This window comes from Amycolatopsis alba DSM 44262, assembly GCF_000384215.1.
Classification (GTDB): domain Bacteria; phylum Actinomycetota; class Actinomycetes; order Mycobacteriales; family Pseudonocardiaceae; genus Amycolatopsis; species Amycolatopsis alba.
Genome location: NZ_KB913032.1, coordinates 557,308 through 575,459, shown reverse-complemented (window position 1 = coordinate 575,459; position 18,152 = coordinate 557,308). Strand labels below are relative to the sequence as shown.

Sequence of the window (18,152 nt, the reverse complement as noted above, 5' to 3'; positions counted from 1 at the left end):
CAATCGCCTATCCGGACGGTGTCCCGGTGACCGGGACGCTCAGCCGTCGCGGTGGAGCACCCTGTCGACGTAGGCCTTGATGGCCGTGAGCGCCTCGGGAGAGCTCCACAGTTCGAGGACGTGGGCGTCGTCCCCGGAGCGGTGTTCGGCGATCCGCTCGTGGAACGGCCGGTGCAGCTGCGCCTTCGTGTGCGCGTACGCGGCGGCGGGGATCTCGGCGAGCTTCGTGGCCACCTCGATCGCCCTCGGGAGCACGGTCTCCGGCGCGGTCACCTCGTTCACCATGCCGAGCCGGAGCGCGTCCGACGGCAGGTGGGTCTCGCCGAGGAACGCGAGCTCGGCGAGGAGGTCGGCGCCGAACCCGGAACGCAGGATCTCCAGCGCCGCCAACGGGAACGGCACGCCGACGAGCAGTTCGGTGATCCCGATCCGGCTCGGGCCGTCGGCGAGGACACGGCGGTCGCAGGCGGCGGCCAGCACCGCCCCGCCCGCGATCGCGTGCCCGTTGACGGCCGCGACCACCGGACCGGGGAAACCGAACACCGACAGGAAGGCGTCCGACAGCGCGGGCAGGAAGTCCTCGATGTAGCCCGCGCCGCCGTCGTGCACCCGCCGCAGGTCGACGCCCGCCGAGAAGATGCCGCCGGTACCGGTCAGCACGACGCCGCGGAAACCGCCGAGCTGGACGTCTTCGAGCCGGACGGCCAGTTCTTGACAGAACTCCGTGTCGAGGGTGTTCGCTTTGCCGTGCTGGAGGGTGACGACGGCGATCCCGCCTTCGTCGTCCACGCGGATCGAGGAGGTGGCCATGCGCCCGACCGTACCCGAGCCCGCGAAGATCTACAGTGGACCGCTAATCGTCGAGGCGCACGGTGATCGTCGGGCTGAAGGACCGCTTGCGGTTCCAGCCGGACTCGGCGCCGATGCTCAGCTGGATGGCCTTGTCGGCGGGCGCCCAGTAGCCGGTGCGGACGAAGTAGGCGTCCATCGCGCACAGCCTGCTGCAGGACTTGCGGTTGCAGATGGTCTCCCAGCCCCACTGCCTGCCGCTCTCCTCGACGCCGTTGCGGCGGACGAACAGATGCGGGTTGCCGATGTCACGGCAGTAGGCGCTGCCCTCGGAGATGTAGAGGACACCGTCGATCTTGTAGAAGCGCTTGTTGTCGAGAAGCGTCACCTGGCCCGAGGCGGCGAACCCCACCCTGCCGCCTTTGGCCGCGGTCATCGTCCAAGCAAGGGAGAATTCCTGCACCGGGATCTCGAGTGACTGGGTCATGGTCACGTCCCCGCTTTCTGCTCGATGCGGCTTCTTTCCCCTGAAGATAAGGATTTCTCAGGGAGTCCCGAAGGTGAATGCGAACTTTTCACCCAATGAGTCGATGATCGGAAAAATCAATGGTCGCATGCGCATGAAACACCGATTACCGGCGCTAATGGGTGAAGGTCGCCACGGCCAGTGAAAACCGGTGCCCACCAAGGAAGAAGTTTTCGTCTTCCCGGTGGACCCCGGTGATTTTCCGGTGCGGAAACGCTCTCAGCTGGTGATGTCCTTCGTCGCGAACCGGCGGCCGGCCAGCAGGAAGAACACCGTGCCGTATAACGCCGCAGACAGCATGCCGTTGGCCATGTTCGTCCAGTCGATGTCGGTGGAGATGAGATCCATCCACGAGAACGCGAAATGCGTCGGCAGATAGTCGCGGAGCCCTTCCAGCGCGGTGATCTGGTCGAGGATCTGCGAAACGATCGCGACGATCACCGCGCCGCCGACGGCACCCAGCGGGGCGTCGGTGGCGACCGAGAGCAACATCGCGAGCCCGGCCACCCACGCCAGCTGCAGGATGATGTAGATCGTCGCCAGCCCCATCGCCACGAGGCTGTCGCTGAACGACACCGCGTCCCCGGTCGGGCTGATCGCGTCGCCCGCGCCGTACCAGATGACGCCCACCAGCAGCGCCACCAGCGGTAACAGGATCAGCGCGGCCGCGGACAGGATGCCGGAGACGATCGCCTTCTGCCGCAGCACCCGATGCCGGGGGACCGGCATCGCGAGCAGGTATTTCAGGCTCGACCACGACGCCTCGCTCGCGATCGTGTCGCCGTAGAACAGCGCCACGATCATCGGGAGCAGGAACGTCCCGGAGACGAACAGCGCGAGCACCACGAAGTTCGGCGCGCTCGCGGTGGCGAGGTCGACGAACCCGCCGCTGCGGCGGTTCGGGTTGGCCTGCCCGATCTCGAAGGCGATCACCAGGATGAACGGCAGCAGCGCGACGAACCCCAGCATGAGCTGGGTCCGCCGTCGTTTGAGCTGCCGTTTCAGCTCGACGCCGAGCCGCAGCGTCCGGTCGGCGCGGTAGCCTGCCACCGCCCCGTCCGGGCCGACCTCGGTCCGTTCGTGCGACGCGACCTCGGTCAGCTCCAGCAGTGCCGCCGGATCGGTGTGCACGCCGTGATCCGCCCGTGTCACCGGGCCGGAACCATTGGTCTTACTCACCCTTCGAGTCCTCTCCGACCAGCTGCAGGAACGCGTCTTCCAGACGGCGCCGCGGCCCGGCCTGCTCGACCGCGACCCCGGCCCGCACGAGAGCGGCGACCGCCTCGGCGCGCGCGAGACCGTCGAGATCCGCGTGGACCAGTTCACCGTCGACGTCGACGCCGGAAACGCCGCCGACCTTCCGCAGCGCTTCGGCCGCTTCGGCGGGCTTGTCGACCCGGAAGGTCGCCTCGCCGCTGGACGCGGCCAGTTCGCTGACCTCACCCGAGGCGACCAGCATGCCGCGGTGCATCACGACCACGTGCGTACAGGTCTGCTCGACCTCGGCCAGCAGGTGGCTCGACACCACCACGGTGCGCCCGGTCGCCGCGTAGCGCTGGAGCACCTCGCGCATCTGATGGATCTGTGGCGGGTCGAGCCCGTTGGTCGGTTCGTCGAGCACCATGAGCTCCGGCAGGCCGAGCATCGCCTGCGCGATCGCGAGCCGCTGCCGCATGCCCTGGCTGTAGGTGCGGACCCGCCGGTTCACCGCGTCGCCGAGACCGGCGATCTCCAGCGCCTCGGCGAAATGCGCCTTGTCGTCCGGGCGGCCCGTGCTCGCCCAGTACAGTTCCAGGTTTTCCTTGCCGGACAAGTGCGGCAGGAAACCCGAACCCTCCACAAAGGACCCGATCCTGGACAGCACCGGCGCGCCGGGCGCGATCAGGTGGCCGAAGACGCGGATGTGGCCCGCCGTCGGCGTGATGAGGCCCATCAGCATGCGCAGGGTCGTCGTCTTGCCCGCGCCGTTCGGCCCGAGCAGCCCGAGGACCTGACCGGGTTCGACCCGGAACGACAGGTCCTTCACGGCGACGAAACCGCCCGCGTAGGCCTTGCGCAGTCCTTCGATCACCAGCGGCGTCTTCGCCAGGCTCTCGTCGACGTCGTGCGCGCGGCGGCGGCGGAACGCGGCGATCACCGTGATCGCGATGCCCGCGAGGAGCGTCCCGCTGATCCCGAGCAGCTGCGCGATGGGCGCGCCCGCGCCGACCGAGGTGCCGTGGACGACCGGGACGCCGAGCCGTCCGCCGTCCGCCAGCTCGATGCGGAACACCGCGGGTTCCACCGGCGTCGCGAACGACTGGTCCGTCGTGCCGACGACCAGCCGGAGCGTGTGCCCGGCGTCCAGCGGCCGCACGATGCCCGGCAGGGTCACCGTCACCTCGACCGGGCTGCCGTCGGCGGGCAGGCCGGAAACGCGGAAGGGCGCGACGGCGTTGGCCGGAAGCGTGCGGACGCCTTCCGAGTTGACGTCGTAGAGCTTTGCGAAGAGAACGGCTTCCTTCTGCGGGGCAGCGGCGGCCGGATCCGCGGAGATCCGCAGGCGGACCGTGGACGAACCGGTCACGACCGTCTGCGCGTCGAGCGGCCGCGTCGCGAACTGCGCCGCCTGACCCGGTGGGTCCACACTGAACAGTCCGGACAGCCGGGACGAGCCCGCCACCGCGCCGTTCAGTCCGGGGATGCCGCTCACCGCGGCGGGGTTGCCGCCCGCTGGCCGGACGACCAGCTGAGCCGGACCCTCCAGAGTGAACTGCTTCCGTTCGGTGGGGTCCCCGGTGGCTCCCGGATACGCCGGTGTGGTGACGGTCCGGACCGAAGGGGCGCCGTTGGCCCGCAGCGTGCCCTGGATGTCGTAGCTGAAGCCGGTGCCGGGGTCGGTGCCCTGGCCGGTGAGGGAGAACTTGAGGAAGTCGGCGATCTGCGCCCGAAGTTTCTGCCCTGGCTTTCCGCCGTCGTGGCCGCCGGTGTACCAGATCGTGCGGACCTTGCCACCCGCCGCGGCGATCTGCCGGGCTGTCGCGTCGGACTGGTCCAAGCCGAACAGGGTGTCGCTTTCGCCCTGCACCAGCAGGGTCGGCACGGTGATCTTGTCCGTCACGGACGCGGGGGAGACGCGGCGGAGCAGGTCGACGGTCTTCTGGCTCGCCTTGCCGGTGGTGGCGAGTTCGGTGTACGCCTGGCAGACGTCGGCGGTGAACCGTCCACAAGGGTCGGCCGGACCGGACGGCGGCCGCTGTCCGTTCGGGCCGCCGGTCGGCAGGGACTGCGCCGCCGCGCCCGTGCCCTGCGACGCACCGGATTCACTCGTCTGGTCACCGGCTTCGGGCGCGTCGTTGGCGGGGGAGCCGCCCTGCGCCGCGCCGGAACCGGCGGAGAAGAAGATGCCTGCCCACGACCTTTTGAAAACGCCGTCCGCGGCGAACGCGCCGGCCGCCGGAGTGGTGGCGTCCGGCGCGGCCGGGGTGGCGGCGTTCGGGAAAAGACCCTGCGCGAGGTCGTTGTAGGTGATCACCGGCGCGATCGCGTCGACCCGTTTGTCGGTCCCGGCCAGCAGCAGGGAGAGAGCGCCGCCGTACGAAGCGCCGGACACGGCCACCTTCGGGTCGCCGTTCTCGCTGAGCACCTCGGGCCGCGAGGCCAGGTTGTCGATCAGCTTGCGGGCGTCGGCGACTTCGCGGTCGGGGTCGTTCAGCGCGATCTTCCCGGTGCTGCGGCCGAAACCGCGCGCGGACCAGGTGAGCACGACGAAACCCTTTTCGGCGAGTTCGCGGGCTTCCGTGGCGACACTGTTCTTGTCGCCGCCGAAACCGTGGGCGAGCAGGACGGCAGGAGCGGGGGTCTGCTCGGGGAGGTACGTGGTCGTGTCGATCTTGACGACCTCGGAGGAGCCCGTGGATTCGGGCAGGTCGAGGGTCGCTTCCTGGGTTTTGACCGCGGACGGGGCGGGTTCGCTGTTCGTCCACACGACGGCCGCGGCGGCCAGGACCACCACGACCGCGGCGAGCGCGGTGAGCTTCGCGCCTCGCGTGCGAGGGAGCGGGATTCGGGGCACGGAATGACCGTATTTCACTGAACCTGAGAGTCGCTCGTCCAGTTCACGTGGACCACACAAGGGTGGGGTTGTCCCGCCATCAGAACGGGTACTCAAAGAGCGGAAAGAGGTCAGTGTGACGGGAGTTACGCGACCATCTTGGTGACAAGGGCAACCTTAACTGGCGTCATGCGTACAGACAGGTCAAACTGGACCGGCTGTGAGGGGAGTATTCCTTCGCGGCGGTGTCGTCAGCACGGTGGTCTTCGCGGGCCCCCGGCACCGTCGGCCGGTTTCGCACCGGCGGAAGAGACCTCCGGTTAGTTGCTGCTGTGCACTATCCGGAGGGTTGGTTACATGTCTGTTCCCCTGTGGCTATGGATCGCCACGATCGGTGGTCTGCTCGCGCTGATCGCACTCGACCTGATCATCGTCGATCGCAAGCCGCATGAGGTCACCACCGGTGAAGCCGCCCGGTGGGTCATCTTCTACGTCGCCGTGGCGGTCGCCTTCGGCATCGGTGTCTGGGTCTTCGGGGGACACGATCCCGGCGTCGAGTTCTTCACCGGCTACATCACCGAGTACTCGCTGAGCGTCGACAACCTGTTCATCTTCATGATCATCATGACGTCGTTCAAGGTGCCCGCGATCCACCAGCACCGCGTGCTGCTGATCGGCATCCTGCTCGCGCTCGCCATGCGCAGCGTGTTCATCGCCGTGGGCGCCGCGCTGATCGCGCAGTTCGTCTGGGTCTTCTTCCTCTTCGGCGCCATCCTCATCTGGACCGCGGTCAGCATGATCCGCAACAAGGACGAAGACGAGGAATACGAAGAGAACGCGCTCACCCGCTGGGTGCGCAAGCTCTTCCCGGTCACCAACGAGTGGCACGGGCACAAGTCCTTCGTGAAGAAGGACGGCAAGCGCTGGATCACCCCGATGTTCCTGGTGATCGTCGCGATCGGCAGCGCGGACCTGCTGTTCGCCGTCGACTCGATCCCGGCGATCTTCGGTATCACGCAGGAGGCCTTCCTGGTCTTCACCGCCAACGCCTTCGCGCTGATGGGTCTGCGCCAGCTGTACTTCCTGCTCGGTGGCCTCGTCACCAAGCTGGTGTACCTGTCCTACGGCCTCGCGGTGATCCTCGCCTTCATCGGCGCCAAGCTGTTCCTGCACGCGCTGCACGAGTACGGCGCTGTGCCGGACTGGCTGGACATCAACAACTGGGTCTCCCTGGGCGTCATCATCGTGGTCCTGACCGTGACGACGGTGGCCAGCCTCGCGAAGGCGAAGAAGCTGGAAGCCGCTGAGCAGGACTCTTCGGTCAGTAGTTAGAACTGCTAAGGATCGGGTACCGTCGGGGCCGTGCGCCCTGTTGACATCGAAGCCCTGACGGTCCCCGGCAGCCCCGCGCTGCGCGGCGACCTGCTGCTCACCGCGGTGAGCAGGCCTGATCTGAAGACGAACAGCTACCGCGGTGGCCTGCGCAGGGTCAGCCTGGACGGGGGCGGCGAAGCGCCTTGGACCCACGGGACCAAGGACTCCGCCCCCGTCATCTCTCCGGACGGCAGGTGGGTCGCCTTCCTCCGCGCGGGGGAAGGCGCCGGTAGCCAGGCCAAGCCGCAGGTGCACGTGATCGCGGCGGCCGGGGGCGACGCGAAACGGATCACCGACCTGCCCCTCGGTGCAGGAGCCCCGGTCTGGGCGCCCGATTCCCGCCGGATCGCCTTCGTCGCCCGCGTGCCCGAGCCGGGCCGCTACGGCACGGAGAACGCGGACGGCGAAACCCCGGAGCCGAGCGAAGAAGCTCCGCGGCACATCACGAACCTCTTCTACCGGGTCGACGACGCAGGTTTCCTCAACGATCGCCCACAGCGTCTGTTCGTCGTGGACGCCGTCGCCGCGCTGGACGAGGACGGACCCGCCGATCTCACGCCGTTGACCGACGACCGGGCCGACGTCGAGCATCCTTCGTGGACTCTCGACGGTGAGTCCGTCCTGTTCGTCGCACCCCGTGACTGGGCCGTCGAGGACACTGTCCGTTCGGACGTCTACGCCGTGCCCGCCGCGGGCGGCGAGCCCCGCACGCTGGTCCGCACCCAGGGCACCGCGGCCAAACCGGTCGCCGCCCCGGACGGTTCGATCCTGTTCTACGGAACCGAATTCCCCGGCCTGGAGGAGATCGCCCGCAACACCGGCCTCTGGCGGGCGCCGTGGCCCTCCGGCGACGAGCCTTCGTCCGCGCGGCGGCTGACCGACGTCGAAACGGTCGACTGCGACATCGCGGCCGGCTCTCCGGTCGTCCTCGGTGACGAGGTGCTCGTCGTGGTCCGCACCCGCGGCGCCGCCGAACTGCGCGCCGTCCCGCTCGACGCCGAACTGTCCGAGCTGAAGTCGTTGCGGTACCTGGCAGGCGAGTTCGCCGCGGTGAAGTCGTTCGTCGCCGACGGCGCGCGGATCGCCGCGGTGATCGGGACGCCCGAGAGCTCCGGCGAAGTCGTCCTGCTGTCGGACGAGGAACCCCGCACCCTCACCGACTACTCGAAGCCGTTGCGGGACATCGGGATCCGGCCGCTGGAAGAGCTGGAAGCGACCGCGCCCGACGGCTACCCGGTGCACGGCTGGATCGTCCGGCCCGAGGGCGAGGGGCCGCATCCGGTGGTCCTGATGATCCACGGCGGACCGTTCGCGCCCTACGAATGGAAGGTCTTCGACGAGGCGCAGGTGCTCGCCGACGCGGGCTACGCCGTCGTCCTGGGGAACCCGCGCGGTTCCGCGGGCTACGGCGAAAGCCACGGCCGCAGCATCGTCGGCGGTCTCGGCACCGTGGACGCGGACGATCTGCTGGCACTGCTGGACGAAGCGCTCAAACTGTCCGATTTGGATGGTGACCGGGTCGGCGTCATGGGCGGCTCGTACGGCGGCTTCATGACCAGCTGGCTCGCCGCGCACCACGGCGGCCGGTTCCGCGCCGCGTGGAGCGAGCGCGCGGTCAACGCCTGGGACTCGTTCCTCGGCAGCTCCGACATCGGCTGGTTCTTCACCGGGGGTTACGTCGGCGACGATCACGACGAGCTTCGCAAGCGCAGCCCGCTGTACCACGCGGGGAAGATCGACATCCCGTTCATGGTCGTGCATTCCGAGCAGGACTGGCGATGCCCGCTGGAGCAGGCGCAGCGGATGTACGTGGCACTGCGGCAGAACGGTGTCGCGGCGGAGTTGCTGCTGTTCCCCGGCGAAGGGCACGAACTCACCCGTTCAGGGCAGCCGCGGCACCGGGTGCAGCGGTTCGACGCCGTGCTGGAGTGGTGGGGGCGCCACCTCGGATCCTCGTGAGTGATGAGGCCGGTTAGCGCTGGTACTCACTGTGGTGCGCGGGTGGCGGTGTCGTGTCCGGCGGGACGTCTCGCGTGTCCCAGCTCGGCCGCGTGAGTCGTCCGTTCAATCACGCGTGTCGTCCGTTGGCTCACGCGTGTCGTCCGGCCAGTCACGCGAGATGGCCGGTCCGGCATTGGGGTCGTGAGTGGCGATTCCGCGGTCGTCGGGCTCGACGGTGAAGGATTTGGGACGTTGAACGTCCTGATTCCTTCACCGTCGCGGGCTCACGCCGGTCTCGGTTCTTGATCAACTGGAGTTGCCCCCTGGGAGCGGACACCCTGATTCCAGACGTTGGTCTGGAGGGAGGATGTCCTGGTGTCTCGCAGGTCGAAGTATCCGGAGCAGTTCCGTCGTGACGCGATCGAGCTGGTCAACACGAGTGACAGGCCGTTGCGTCAGATCGCTCGTGAGCTGGGGGTCAATCACGAGACCCTGCGGTCGTGGGTGAATGCCGCCAAGCAAGCCGCTGAAGCCGGGCCGGCGGAGGATCCCGCAGTCACCGACGAGGTCCAACGACTGCGGAAACAGGTCGCTGAACTGCAGAAAGAGAAGGAGATCCTGCGCAAAGCAGCCGCCTATTTTGCCAAAGAGATGGATCGATGATCTACCGCTACCGGTTCATCTCCGAGCATCGCGCCGAGTTCGGCGTGAAGCGGCTGTGCCAGGTTTTGGGTCTGCGCCGGCAGGGCTTCCACGAATGGGCCGCCGCCGAAGCCGTCCGGGAGGCCGCCGCGGAACAGGAGCGGGAACTGATAGCGGTGATCGCCTCGATCCACGCGCAGCACCGAGGCGCCTATGGGCAGCCCCGCATCACCGCGGAACTGCGCCGCCGCGGACACGTGGTGAACCACAAGCGAGTCGAGCGGTTGATGCGGGAGCAGGGCCTGACCGGGATCACCCGCCGCAAACGCCGGAGCCTGACCAGACCCGCCGCCGCTGCGGTGACGGCGGTGGCGGATGTGATCCGCCGCGATTTCACCGCGCGGGAGCCGGGGCAGAGGTTTGTCGGGGACATCACCTACCTGCCCACGTTCCAGGGCTGGCTTTACCTGGCCACGGTGATCGATCTGCACAACCGTGAGGTCGTCGGGCACGCGATGGGCGATCACCTGCGCGCCGATCTGGTCTGTGACGCGATCACCCTCGCCGGCGCACGCGGCCTGATCGGCCCCGGCGCGGTGTTCCACTCCGACCGCGGCGTCCAGTACACCTCCGGCCAATTCCGGGCCGCGCTCACCGAGCACCGGATCAGGCCGTCGATCGGACGGACCGGATCCTGCTACGACAACGCCGTCGCCGAAGCGTTCTTCGCCACCCTCAAAACCGAGATCGGCACCACCATCTGGCGCACCCGCGACCAGGCACGACACGACCTATACCGCTACCTCCACTACTACAACCACAACCGTCTACATTCGACACTCAACCACCGAACACCCCACGAAACCCGAACCAGCTACCATCAGCAACAAGCCGCGTGAAAACCCCGTGTCCGGCAACCGGGGGCAACTCCACAACGGAGGATCCGGGGCACTCACCGTCCCCCGTCACGCCGCCATCCGGTACAGGCTTCACTCGGCACCGAGACCGAGTGTGGAGGATTCAGGACGTTGAACGTCCCAAATCCTCCACACTCGACCACCAGTCGCACCAGTGGGTAGGTAAAGGACCCGTCCGACCGAAGGTCGTGCCCGTGACCGATGGCTCTGCGCGACGCCGGACCCGGCGGCACCGACCGTGTGGATTTTGTTGCGTTGGATGAGCAGAAATCCGCACAGTCCCGCGAGACCGGTCCCGTCGAGACGGGCTTAGCGTGACACCGCTTCTCTCATGCTGGTGTTCCTGGGGCGATCACGCGAGATCGCCGCCTGAGCACGAGTGATCGCCCATCTCGCCCGAACACGACACCTTGACCTGCTCCTCAAGAAGAGCCGGCGTCACGACAGAAGCGTGTAGTTCAGTTCCTCGCACACCCGGCCCAGCGGGACGTCGAGCCCTGGGTGGTCCAGTGGGAGAAGGACGTCCGGCGCGACCGGCAGCGAGTTCCCGGCGGGCGGGTCCCACAACGCGAGCGCGGGGCCGCCGGAGTCCATGGACGATCGGTACCAGACACCGTCGAGGTCGCCGAAGGCGGCGCGGATGGCGCGCGCCCAGGCTTGGGTGATCTTCTTCGGGCCGCTGGAGATCTCCTGCGAGGCGCCGACGCGGGTCGGCCAGAGGCCGGCGAGGTCGAGCAGCCGCAGGGTGCGGGTCGGCCGGACGACGACCAGCCGCGGGCCGCGGGATTTGCGGTCGACCGTCGACGTGGTCTGGAAGACCTCCGCGATGCTCGTGCGCACGGTGAGACCGAAGTAGAGGACGCCGTTTCCGGGGTCGGTGACCGGGCGCCCGCCGCGACCTGGGGTCTGCGGGTCGAAACGGCCGTGCGGGAGCGGGCCGCTGTAGCGGAACGTGTTCCACTGCTGGGGGTGGTTGCCGTGCGCGGTGAAGATCCTGACCAGCCTGGTGCCGGGGTGCACCGTCACCACGTCGTTGGTGCGGTGCAGCTCCTTGACCAGGACAGAGCGCGCGGGCGGCAGGGGAAGCCGGGCCATACCTCGGGAGTCGTCCGTCCTTGTCGGGTGATCTTGCTCGTTGGGGTCAGCCTACGGCCTACCCCCGACTGAAATTTTCCGTCGTCGGGCAGAACACCTTAGAACGGCGAACCAAGAGTGGCTACCAGTCTTGCAACATGTTCGGGGTCTCCGCCGGAGAGCAGCCACTGGCGGGGAGTGGCGGGGTGGTCGTTGATCACCAGATCGGACTGCGGGGTGCTCATGAACGCGGCGACGACGAGCGCGGGCTGGTCCTCGGGCACGGCCCGCAGTACGACCTCCAGGCCGGGCAGCACGCCCGAGCCGGTGAACTGCCAGGAGGGCAGCCGCCAGCCTTGGTCCTTCCAGCCGGTGAGCCTGCCTTCCTTCAGGCGGTGGCGGATGCGGCTGTCGTCCACGCCGAGGGCTTTCGCCGCCTCCAGCACGCTCAGCGCGGAGTCGGCGAGCACGGCGTGCGCGGCGACCGTGCGGGCACGGAAGTCCGGTTCGTCCTCGCTGCGGGGGGAGAGGTCGAGGCCGACGTCGGTCAGCGCGGCCCGCTGATCCGCCGAGAAGTAGTGCGACGGGTCGGGGTTCGGCGGGGAAAGCCTCCGCGCGGCGTCCTCGACGAGGGTCAGGAACTCGTCGGCGTCGACCTTGAGGCCCGCCTTGGCGAGGACGTTCTCGAGCGCTATCGACATAGCGCCTAGGGTAACTCGTCTGTGCGGGTTCGTGCGGTCTCATCTCGGTTTCGTGGGGGAATTCACCAGAGATGAACACAGAGTGCACGGAATCACACACGCGCAGTAGGCAATATCGCAACAGTGTGCCCGGATCGAGCGAGCTTGTCCAGGAACTCGGCTTGACAGGTCGTAAGAGGGAATTTACCTTCCGAAAGGTAATCGATTTCTTACCACCGCTTCGGAGAACCCGGCTGGTGTGGGGCCGGCTTGGGGGAACAAGGGGGTGGGGCGTTCCTGGGCGGCCGGTGCGGACCGGCCGCCCAGGCACGTCGTGCGCCAGGGATCTCCGAGGTCAGTCGCGCCGTGAGCTCCGGCGCACGATCAGCTTCGCCTGGAGCGTGGTCGTCGTGGCCTTGCGGGTGCTGTCGCCGATCCGGGCCAGCAGCAGTTCGGCGGCCACCCTGCCCACCTCGTTCGCGGGCTGGGCGACCACGGTCAGCGGCGGATCGATCAGCGTCGTCCACGGGGCGTCGTCGAACGACACGATCCCGACGTCCTGTCCCGACCGCAGCCCCCGCGAAGCCAGCGCCTCCAGGACGCCGATCGCCATCGTGCTGTTGCCGACCAGCAGGGCGTCCGGCGGTTCGGGCTCGTCGAGCAGGCTGAGCGCGGCGAGCCTGCCGCCCTCGGCGCGGAACTCGGCGCGCCGGGTCAGCGCGTTCCCGGCGCCGACGGCGTCGGTGTAACCGGCCAGCCGGTCTTCGGCCGTGCGCACCCCCGGCGGCCCGCTGACGCAGGCGACCCGCCGGTATCCGCCGTCGAGCAGGTGCCGGGTCGCGTCGCGGGCGGCGAGCCGGGTGTCGACCAGCACCTGGTCCCCGGTGTTCTCCAGCAGCGGCCGGTCGACCGCGACCACGGGTGTGCCGCGTTCGGTCAGCCTGTCGACGTTGGTGGCCCGGCCGGTGGGGGAGAGCACCACTCCGGCGACCCTCTCCTGGAGGGCGACGTCGATGTAGCGCCGCTCCTTCTCCTCGTTGTCGTCGGCGTTGCACAGCACCACCGAGTAGCCCGCGGTCTGCGCGATGTCCTCCACGCCGCGGGCGATCGCGGTGAAGAACGGGTTCTCGACGTCGGAGATGATGAGCGCGAGAACCGCGGTTTCCTGACGGCGCAGATTTCGCGCCAGCCCGTTCGGGTGATATCCCAATTCCGTGGCGGCCGCCTGCACCCGTGCCGCGAGCACCGGGTCCACAGTGGACTTACCGTTGAGTGTTCTCGACACGGTCGCCGTCGAAACCCCGGCCTTCGCCGCCACGTCGTTGATGGTGGCCACCGTGACCTCCCCTTCTGCAGGTGTCTTGACACCTTCGCACGGGAAGAATAGCTTGACCGACAATCGTTACCATCCGCTGATCGCGCTACTCGTGTGGGAAAGTTCGGGGGTGTCGTGGGCGAACCGGGCCTGGTGCTCGGCATCGACATCGGCACATCGAGTTCCAAAGGTGTCCTCGTCGATTCCCACGGCACCGTGGTGGCGCGAGCATCTCGCCGACACGATACCGCACGGCCCCGTCCCGGCTGGTTCGAGCATGACGCCGAAACCGTGTGGTGGCAGGACTTCCTCGTACTGGCAAGGGAACTTTCGGCGGGTGCCGGGGATCATCCCATCATCGGAGTGGCGGTCAGCGGGATCGGGCCGGTACTCCTGCCCGCCGACGCTTCCGGGAAACCGTTGCGCCCGGCGATCCTTTACGGTGTCGACACCCGCGCGTATGACGAAATCCGCGAACTGAACCGGGAATTCGGCGAAGAATCCATTGTGGAGCGTGGCGGGAGCGCGCTCGGCTCGCAGGCCGTCGGGCCGAAATGGCGGTGGCTGGCCAAGAACGAGCCGGACGTGTTCGAACGCGCGAAGCTGTTCTTGATGGCGAGTTCGTTCCTTGTACTGAGGCTGACCGGCGAGTACGTTCTCGACCACCATTCCGCGAGCCAATGCGACCCGATGTACGACCTGCGCGAAGCCCGGTGGGCACCGGACCGGGCCGCCGCGATCGCCCCCGGCGTCGAGCTGCCCAGGCTCGCGTGGCCGACCGAGGTAGTCGGCTCGGTCACCGCCTGGGCGGCCGCGGAAACCGGCTTGCCGCAAGGGATCCCGGTGACGGCGGGTACGGTGGACGCCTGGGCCGAAGCGACCGGCGCCGGCGTCACCTCGCCCGGCGACACGATGCTCATGTACGGCACCACGATGTTCCTGATCCAGGTGCTTTCCGATCCCCGTCCCGGACCGGGGCTGTGGACGACCCGCGGCGCGTTCCCCGGCACCTATTCACTCGCGGCGGGGATGGCCACGTCCGGCGCGATCACCGACTGGTTGCGGGAGCTCGTCGGCGGCGAGTTCGCGGAGCTGACCGCGGCGGCGGGCAAGATCCCGGCGGGGAGCCGTGGCTTGCTGATGCTGCCGTATTTCGCCGGAGAACGGACACCGGTACCGGATCCGGACGCGCGGGGTGTCATCGCCGGGCTCACCACTTCCCATGACAGCGCCGATCTGTACCGCGCGGCGCTGGAAGGGACGGCGTACGGAGTGCGGCACAACCTCGAAGCCATGCGCGAAGCCGGTGGCGGCGCCCGGCGCTTCGTCGCCGTCGGAGGCGGGACACAGGGCGGCGTGTGGACGCGGATCGTCAGCGACGTCGCGCGGATCGAGCAGGAGATCCCGGCGGAAACCATCGGCGCGGCGTTCGGTAACGCCGTTCTCGCGTCCGTGGCACTGGGGCGGGAGCCGGATGTCGAAGCCTGGAACCCGGTCGCCGAGATCGTCCGCCCCGGTGCGGACGCCGACGTCTACGACGAGTTCTATCCGCACTACCGCGCCCTCTACAGGTCCACAATGGACATAGCTCACTTCTTGGCGCGGAAGAACTCCCTCGCCTGAACACCGGCGAACTCCCGGCAATCCCGGCTCAGGTGGGCCTGATCGGCGTAGCCCGCCGAGAACGCCAGCGAGGCGAGATCCGGCGCTGTCGCCGCGAGCCTGACGGCGCGCTGGAACCGGGTGACCCGCAGGTACGTCGCCGGGCCGTAGCCGACAGCGAGGGTGAACCGCCGCCGCAACTGCCGTTCCCCGGTCGTGAACCGCTCCAGTGCGGCGGAAACCCGCGAGACGCCGCCGTCGAGCCTGGTGATCAGCTCCGAGACCTCCCGGTCCGCGCCTCCTGCCCGGCGTTCCGCGACGATGTCGGTCAGCGAAGCGGCACCGCCGAGCACCCGCTCGGCGAGCAGTTCGCCTTCCTTACCCCAAAGGTCGCCGAGAGGGACACGCTGATCGCGCAGTTCGTCGGCACCCAGCCCCAGGACGGAACCGGCCCTGCCAGGGGCGAACCGGACGCCGGACGCCCGGACGCCCGGCGGTGTCTCCCAGGTCCAGGCCGTGGTGTCCGGCCCGGCGACGAACACCTCGCCGCCGCATCTCACCAGGTCGACGCAGCCGTCGGGCACGATCCGCTTCGGCGCCTCGCCCGTGTCCTCCCACTGGCAGCGCACCACGTCCCGCAGGAGGCCGGGTGCCGTCGTCTCCCGATACACGGTTGCCATGATGCCCCCGTGCCACGACAGAATCAGGCCGTGCCCGAAGCCGAGATCGATTCACTGGCCTGGATCCACGTCCGCGACCGCCGCCTGCTGTCGGTGCGGACCGAGGGGAAGACCAAGTTCTACCTGCCAGGAGGCAAGCGCGAGCCGGGGGAGGGCGACGTCGGCGGGCTGTGCCGGGAGATCAGGGAGGAACTCGGCGTCGAGCTCGACCCGCGGAGCTTCCGCTTCTTCGCGCTGCTGAACGAGCAGGCCGACGGCTACGCGGACGGCCGCCGTGTGCGCATGACCTGTTACACCGCCGACCACCGTGGCGATCCGGTGCCCGGCCGGGAGATCGCGGAGTCCGCCTGGCTTTCTTCGGCCGATGCCCATCTCTGCCCGCCGGCGGGCAGGCGGATGCTCGGCATGCTTGCCGACGCGGGTCTCGTCGACTAAGGCTGTATCACTCAAAGTGAGCTGTTCGGCTCACTCTGTTTACGCCGATCGCCCCATGACCAGGCGCTCTGCACTCAGCGGGACACCCAAAAGGGTGAATATCGGGTTTCTTCCCGATAACGGCTAACGCGGAGTCACCTTCGAACGAGAAGTAGTCGACGCACTCGACGGAAGTGCGCTCGGACGAGAGAAGACCTCTCCATGGGTGTTCCCACCGCGACCCCTCCGGCATCGGCGCCGGGGCAGGGTGCCCCTGGCAGGCTGAAGCCGCTCGGGACCGTCGTGGTCGTGCTGGGCGTGATGGCCGTCGCCGTCACCCTGACCAGTTACGTGCTGCCGAAGGCCGCCAAACCGGTGCAGAGCCCGCCCGTGCCGCAGGCCGAACAGGTCGAGCAGGCCGCGGCCGCCGTGCGCACCGTGACGCACCTCGTCGTCTACGAGCTTTCCGGCGCGAAGGGCGCTCAGAACGTCACCTATGTCGCGCAGGGCTCGGAACTCATGCAGAAGACCGAAGTCGCCGCGCCGTGGAGCACCACGTTCGAGCGCGCTAGCCAGGAAGGCCGCGACGAGTTCTACAGCCTCTCCGCGCAGGGTTCGGGCAGCGGAGCGTTGCGCTGTCGGATCCTCGTCGACGGCGAGGTCGTCAGCGACCACGCGGCCCCCGCGCCGGGCGCGCCGGTGACCTGTACGTCCTAGACGGCAGGATCATCCGCATGACGGATGGTGCGATCGAGTTCGGCCCGGTGCTCGCCGTGGTCCTGGCCGTGCTGGCGATCTTCGGCGCCGTGGTGGTGCAGTTCGGGCGGCTGGGGCAGGGCAAGGCGGTGCTGTTCGCGGCCGCGCGCGCCGTGGTGCAGCTCGCCGCCGTCTCGCTGGTGATCGTCGGGATCCTGAAATCGGGCTGGCTGACCGGCGGGTTCGTCCTGCTGATGTTCGCGATCGCGGCCATCACTTCCGCACGCCGGATCGGCGTCGCGAAAGACCTTGCGTGGGTCGCGCTCGCCATCGCGTCCGGCGTCGTGCCGGTGCTGACGCTCGTGCTCGCGACCGGGGTCATCCCGTGGCGGCCCATCGCGATCGTGCCGATCGCCGGGATCGTCATCGGCGGCGCGATGTCCGCGACCTCGCAGGCGGCGCGGCGGGCCCTGGACGAACTCGTGTCCCGGCACGGCGAGTACGAAGCCGCTCTGGCGCTGGGTTTCCTCCGCCGCCCGGCCGCGCTGGAGATCTGCCGCCCCTCCGCCGGGCAAGCGCTGATCCCCGCGCTCGACCAGACACGCACGGTCGGCCTGGTGACCCTGCCCGGCGCCTACGTCGGAGTCCTCCTCGGCGGCGCCGGGCCACTGCAAGCCGGAGTGACCCAAGTACTCGTGCTCATCGGACTACTGGCCGCGGAAGCCGTCGCCGTCCTGGTCGCCGTGCACCTGGTCGCGGCAGGCCGGATCAGCCGAAAGGCGACTGAAGATGCGACGTGTCGTTGAACCGCCGCACCATCCAGTTGTCGCCCGACACCACCAGGTGCGAGATCGAGCCGTTGTCCGCGCCGAGGAACGCGAACCGGTTCTTCGCGGCACTGGCCTGAGCGAAGACTTCGCCGATGACACCGCCATGAGTGAACACGGCGATCCGCCGGTCCGGGTTGGCGGCCGCGAGCCTGCCGATGGCCGCCTTGATCCGGCCGCCGAACGACTCCATCGACTCCGCGCTCGGGATGACGTCCCAGCGCTGTTCCCGCCACAACTCCTCGACGATCGGGTGGCCTTCGTGGGTGTAGCGCCGGAAGAGCCCGTTCTCCCAGTCACCGAGGTGGATCTCCCGGAGGTCCGCTTCGACCTCCGGCGTGAGCCCGAGCTTCGCCGCCAGCGGTGCCGCGGTCTGCGACGTCCGGCGCAGCGTCGTCACGTACAGCGCGGCGATCCGCTCGTCCGCCAGACGGCGGCCGACCCGCTCGGCGTGGTCCCGGCCGTCCGGCGCGAGGTCCGGGTCGGCCTGCCCGTCGACGAGGTCGAACGGATCGTCGCCCTTCGCCGGGGCCGATTCGCCGTGGCGGACAAGGAAGATCTCGGTCGCGCCCGGAGGGGGTGAAAACCGGTGCTGGCGGTACTCGACTTCCTGCTCAGGGGTGCTCATACCCGGACCCTACC

17 protein-coding genes are annotated in these 18,152 nt (G+C 68.7%); 8 read left to right on the top strand and 9 right to left on the bottom strand.

Annotated elements, in window-relative coordinates:
* Positions 1–39: 39 nt before the first annotated feature.
* The 4 genes from AMYAL_RS0102545 to AMYAL_RS0102530 form a co-directional block, all read right to left on the bottom strand.
* The gene (locus tag AMYAL_RS0102545) at positions 40–810 is read right to left on the bottom strand and encodes an enoyl-CoA hydratase/isomerase family protein (protein ID WP_020629728.1); all 771 of its coding nucleotides are present in this window, start codon (positions 808–810) and stop codon (positions 40–42) included.
* A 43-nt stretch (positions 811–853) separates the two neighbouring features.
* The gene (locus AMYAL_RS0102540; protein WP_026466680.1) at positions 854–1,276 is read right to left on the bottom strand and encodes a hypothetical protein; all 423 of its coding nucleotides are present in this window, start codon (positions 1,274–1,276) and stop codon (positions 854–856) included.
* A gap of 258 nt (positions 1,277–1,534) precedes the next feature.
* The gene (locus AMYAL_RS0102535) at positions 1,535–2,494 is read right to left on the bottom strand and encodes an ABC transporter permease (protein ID WP_051137497.1); all 960 of its coding nucleotides are present in this window, start codon (positions 2,492–2,494) and stop codon (positions 1,535–1,537) included.
* A complete protein-coding gene (locus AMYAL_RS0102530) occupies positions 2,487–5,387 on the bottom strand; it encodes an alpha/beta fold hydrolase (RefSeq protein WP_020629725.1) in 2,901 nt (966 codons plus the stop codon). The genes AMYAL_RS0102535 and AMYAL_RS0102530 overlap by 8 nt, the downstream gene beginning before the upstream one ends.
* Positions 5,388–5,705: 318 nt before the next feature.
* Between AMYAL_RS0102530 and AMYAL_RS0102525 the strand changes: the two genes are divergently transcribed.
* The 4 genes from AMYAL_RS0102525 to AMYAL_RS0102510 all read left to right on the top strand — a co-directional run bounded on the left by AMYAL_RS0102525 (position 5,706) and on the right by AMYAL_RS0102510 (position 10,204).
* The gene (locus tag AMYAL_RS0102525; protein WP_020629724.1) at positions 5,706–6,680 is read left to right on the top strand and encodes a TerC family protein; all 975 of its coding nucleotides are present in this window, start codon (positions 5,706–5,708) and stop codon (positions 6,678–6,680) included.
* 30 nt (positions 6,681–6,710) lie between these two features.
* Positions 6,711–8,681: a S9 family peptidase gene (locus AMYAL_RS0102520; RefSeq protein WP_020629723.1), complete on the top strand. Its 1,971-nt coding sequence runs from the start codon at positions 6,711–6,713 to the stop codon at positions 8,679–8,681.
* Between the two features lie 357 nt (positions 8,682–9,038).
* Positions 9,039–9,326: a transposase gene (locus AMYAL_RS0102515; RefSeq protein ID WP_020629722.1), complete on the top strand. Its 288-nt coding sequence runs from the start codon at positions 9,039–9,041 to the stop codon at positions 9,324–9,326.
* Positions 9,323–10,204 carry an IS3 family transposase gene (locus AMYAL_RS0102510; RefSeq protein ID WP_020629721.1) on the top strand — a complete coding sequence of 294 codons (882 nt, stop codon included), beginning with the start codon at positions 9,323–9,325 and terminating at the stop codon, positions 10,202–10,204. The genes AMYAL_RS0102515 and AMYAL_RS0102510 overlap by 4 nt, the downstream gene beginning before the upstream one ends.
* A gap of 456 nt (positions 10,205–10,660) precedes the next feature.
* Here the strand turns inward: AMYAL_RS0102510 and AMYAL_RS0102505 are convergent, their stop codons facing one another.
* The 3 genes from AMYAL_RS0102505 to AMYAL_RS0102495 all read right to left on the bottom strand — a co-directional run bounded on the left by AMYAL_RS0102505 (position 10,661) and on the right by AMYAL_RS0102495 (position 13,312).
* A complete protein-coding gene (locus AMYAL_RS0102505) occupies positions 10,661–11,317 on the bottom strand; it encodes an RES family NAD+ phosphorylase (RefSeq protein WP_020629720.1) in 657 nt (218 codons plus the stop codon).
* A 98-nt stretch (positions 11,318–11,415) separates the two neighbouring features.
* Complete coding sequence (locus tag AMYAL_RS0102500; RefSeq protein ID WP_020629719.1) at positions 11,416–11,997, bottom strand: hypothetical protein; 582 nt, start codon at positions 11,995–11,997, stop codon at positions 11,416–11,418.
* Between the two features lie 334 nt (positions 11,998–12,331).
* Positions 12,332–13,312 (bottom strand): LacI family DNA-binding transcriptional regulator, encoded by a 981-nt coding sequence (locus tag AMYAL_RS0102495; protein ID WP_020629718.1) that lies wholly within the window; start codon positions 13,310–13,312, stop codon positions 12,332–12,334.
* A 114-nt stretch (positions 13,313–13,426) separates the two neighbouring features.
* On the opposite strand from AMYAL_RS0102495, the gene AMYAL_RS0102490 reads away from it, so the two are divergent.
* Positions 13,427–14,914, top strand: coding sequence for an FGGY-family carbohydrate kinase (locus tag AMYAL_RS0102490; RefSeq protein ID WP_026466678.1), 1,488 nt, complete (start codon positions 13,427–13,429; stop codon positions 14,912–14,914).
* Here AMYAL_RS0102490 and AMYAL_RS0102485 read toward each other — a convergent pair.
* Positions 14,881–15,573, bottom strand: a complete 693-nt coding sequence (locus tag AMYAL_RS0102485) for a helix-turn-helix domain-containing protein (protein ID WP_051137496.1) — start codon at positions 15,571–15,573, stop codon at positions 14,881–14,883. The genes AMYAL_RS0102490 and AMYAL_RS0102485 overlap by 34 nt on opposite strands.
* A 30-nt stretch (positions 15,574–15,603) precedes the next feature.
* Between AMYAL_RS0102485 and AMYAL_RS0102480 the strand changes: the two genes are divergently transcribed.
* The 3 genes from AMYAL_RS0102480 (at position 15,604) to AMYAL_RS0102470 (ending at position 17,489) form a co-directional block, all read left to right on the top strand.
* On the top strand, positions 15,604–16,008 hold the full coding sequence (locus tag AMYAL_RS0102480) for an NUDIX hydrolase (protein WP_020629715.1): 405 nt from the start codon (positions 15,604–15,606) through the stop codon (positions 16,006–16,008).
* A gap of 201 nt (positions 16,009–16,209) precedes the next feature.
* A complete protein-coding gene (locus tag AMYAL_RS0102475) occupies positions 16,210–16,704 on the top strand; it encodes an MmpS family transport accessory protein (RefSeq protein ID WP_020629714.1) in 495 nt (164 codons plus the stop codon).
* A gap of 17 nt (positions 16,705–16,721) precedes the next feature.
* A complete protein-coding gene (locus AMYAL_RS0102470; protein WP_020629713.1) occupies positions 16,722–17,489 on the top strand; it encodes an ABC transporter permease in 768 nt (255 codons plus the stop codon).
* On the opposite strand, the gene AMYAL_RS0102465 is transcribed toward AMYAL_RS0102470, so the two are convergent.
* A complete protein-coding gene (locus AMYAL_RS0102465; protein ID WP_020629712.1) occupies positions 17,452–18,138 on the bottom strand; it encodes a histidine phosphatase family protein in 687 nt (228 codons plus the stop codon). The two genes, AMYAL_RS0102470 and AMYAL_RS0102465, sit on opposite strands and share 38 nt — an antisense overlap.
* Between the last annotated feature and the right edge of the window lie 14 nt (positions 18,139–18,152).

Bases quoted from the DNA above. Each gene is read 5' to 3' on its own strand.
- AMYAL_RS0102545 (WP_020629728.1), bottom strand. From the start codon at position 810: ATGGCCACCTCCTCGATCCGCGTGGACGACGAAGGCGGGATCGCCGTC.
- AMYAL_RS0102540 (WP_026466680.1), bottom strand. From the start codon at position 1,276: ATGACCCAGTCACTCGAGATCCCGGTGCAGGAATTCTCCCTTGCTTGG.
- AMYAL_RS0102525 (WP_020629724.1), top strand. From the start codon at position 5,706: ATGTCTGTTCCCCTGTGGCTATGGATCGCCACGATCGGTGGTCTGCTC.
- AMYAL_RS0102510 (WP_020629721.1), top strand. From the start codon at position 9,323: ATGATCTACCGCTACCGGTTCATCTCCGAGCATCGCGCCGAGTTCGGC.
- AMYAL_RS0102505 (WP_020629720.1), bottom strand. From the start codon at position 11,317: ATGGCCCGGCTTCCCCTGCCGCCCGCGCGCTCTGTCCTGGTCAAGGAG.
- AMYAL_RS0102500 (WP_020629719.1), bottom strand. From the start codon at position 11,997: ATGTCGATAGCGCTCGAGAACGTCCTCGCCAAGGCGGGCCTCAAGGTC.
- AMYAL_RS0102485 (WP_051137496.1), bottom strand. From the start codon at position 15,573: ATGGCAACCGTGTATCGGGAGACGACGGCACCCGGCCTCCTGCGGGAC.
- AMYAL_RS0102475 (WP_020629714.1), top strand. From the start codon at position 16,210: ATGGGTGTTCCCACCGCGACCCCTCCGGCATCGGCGCCGGGGCAGGGT.
- AMYAL_RS0102470 (WP_020629713.1), top strand. From the start codon at position 16,722: ATGACGGATGGTGCGATCGAGTTCGGCCCGGTGCTCGCCGTGGTCCTG.
- AMYAL_RS0102465 (WP_020629712.1), bottom strand. From the start codon at position 18,138: ATGAGCACCCCTGAGCAGGAAGTCGAGTACCGCCAGCACCGGTTTTCA.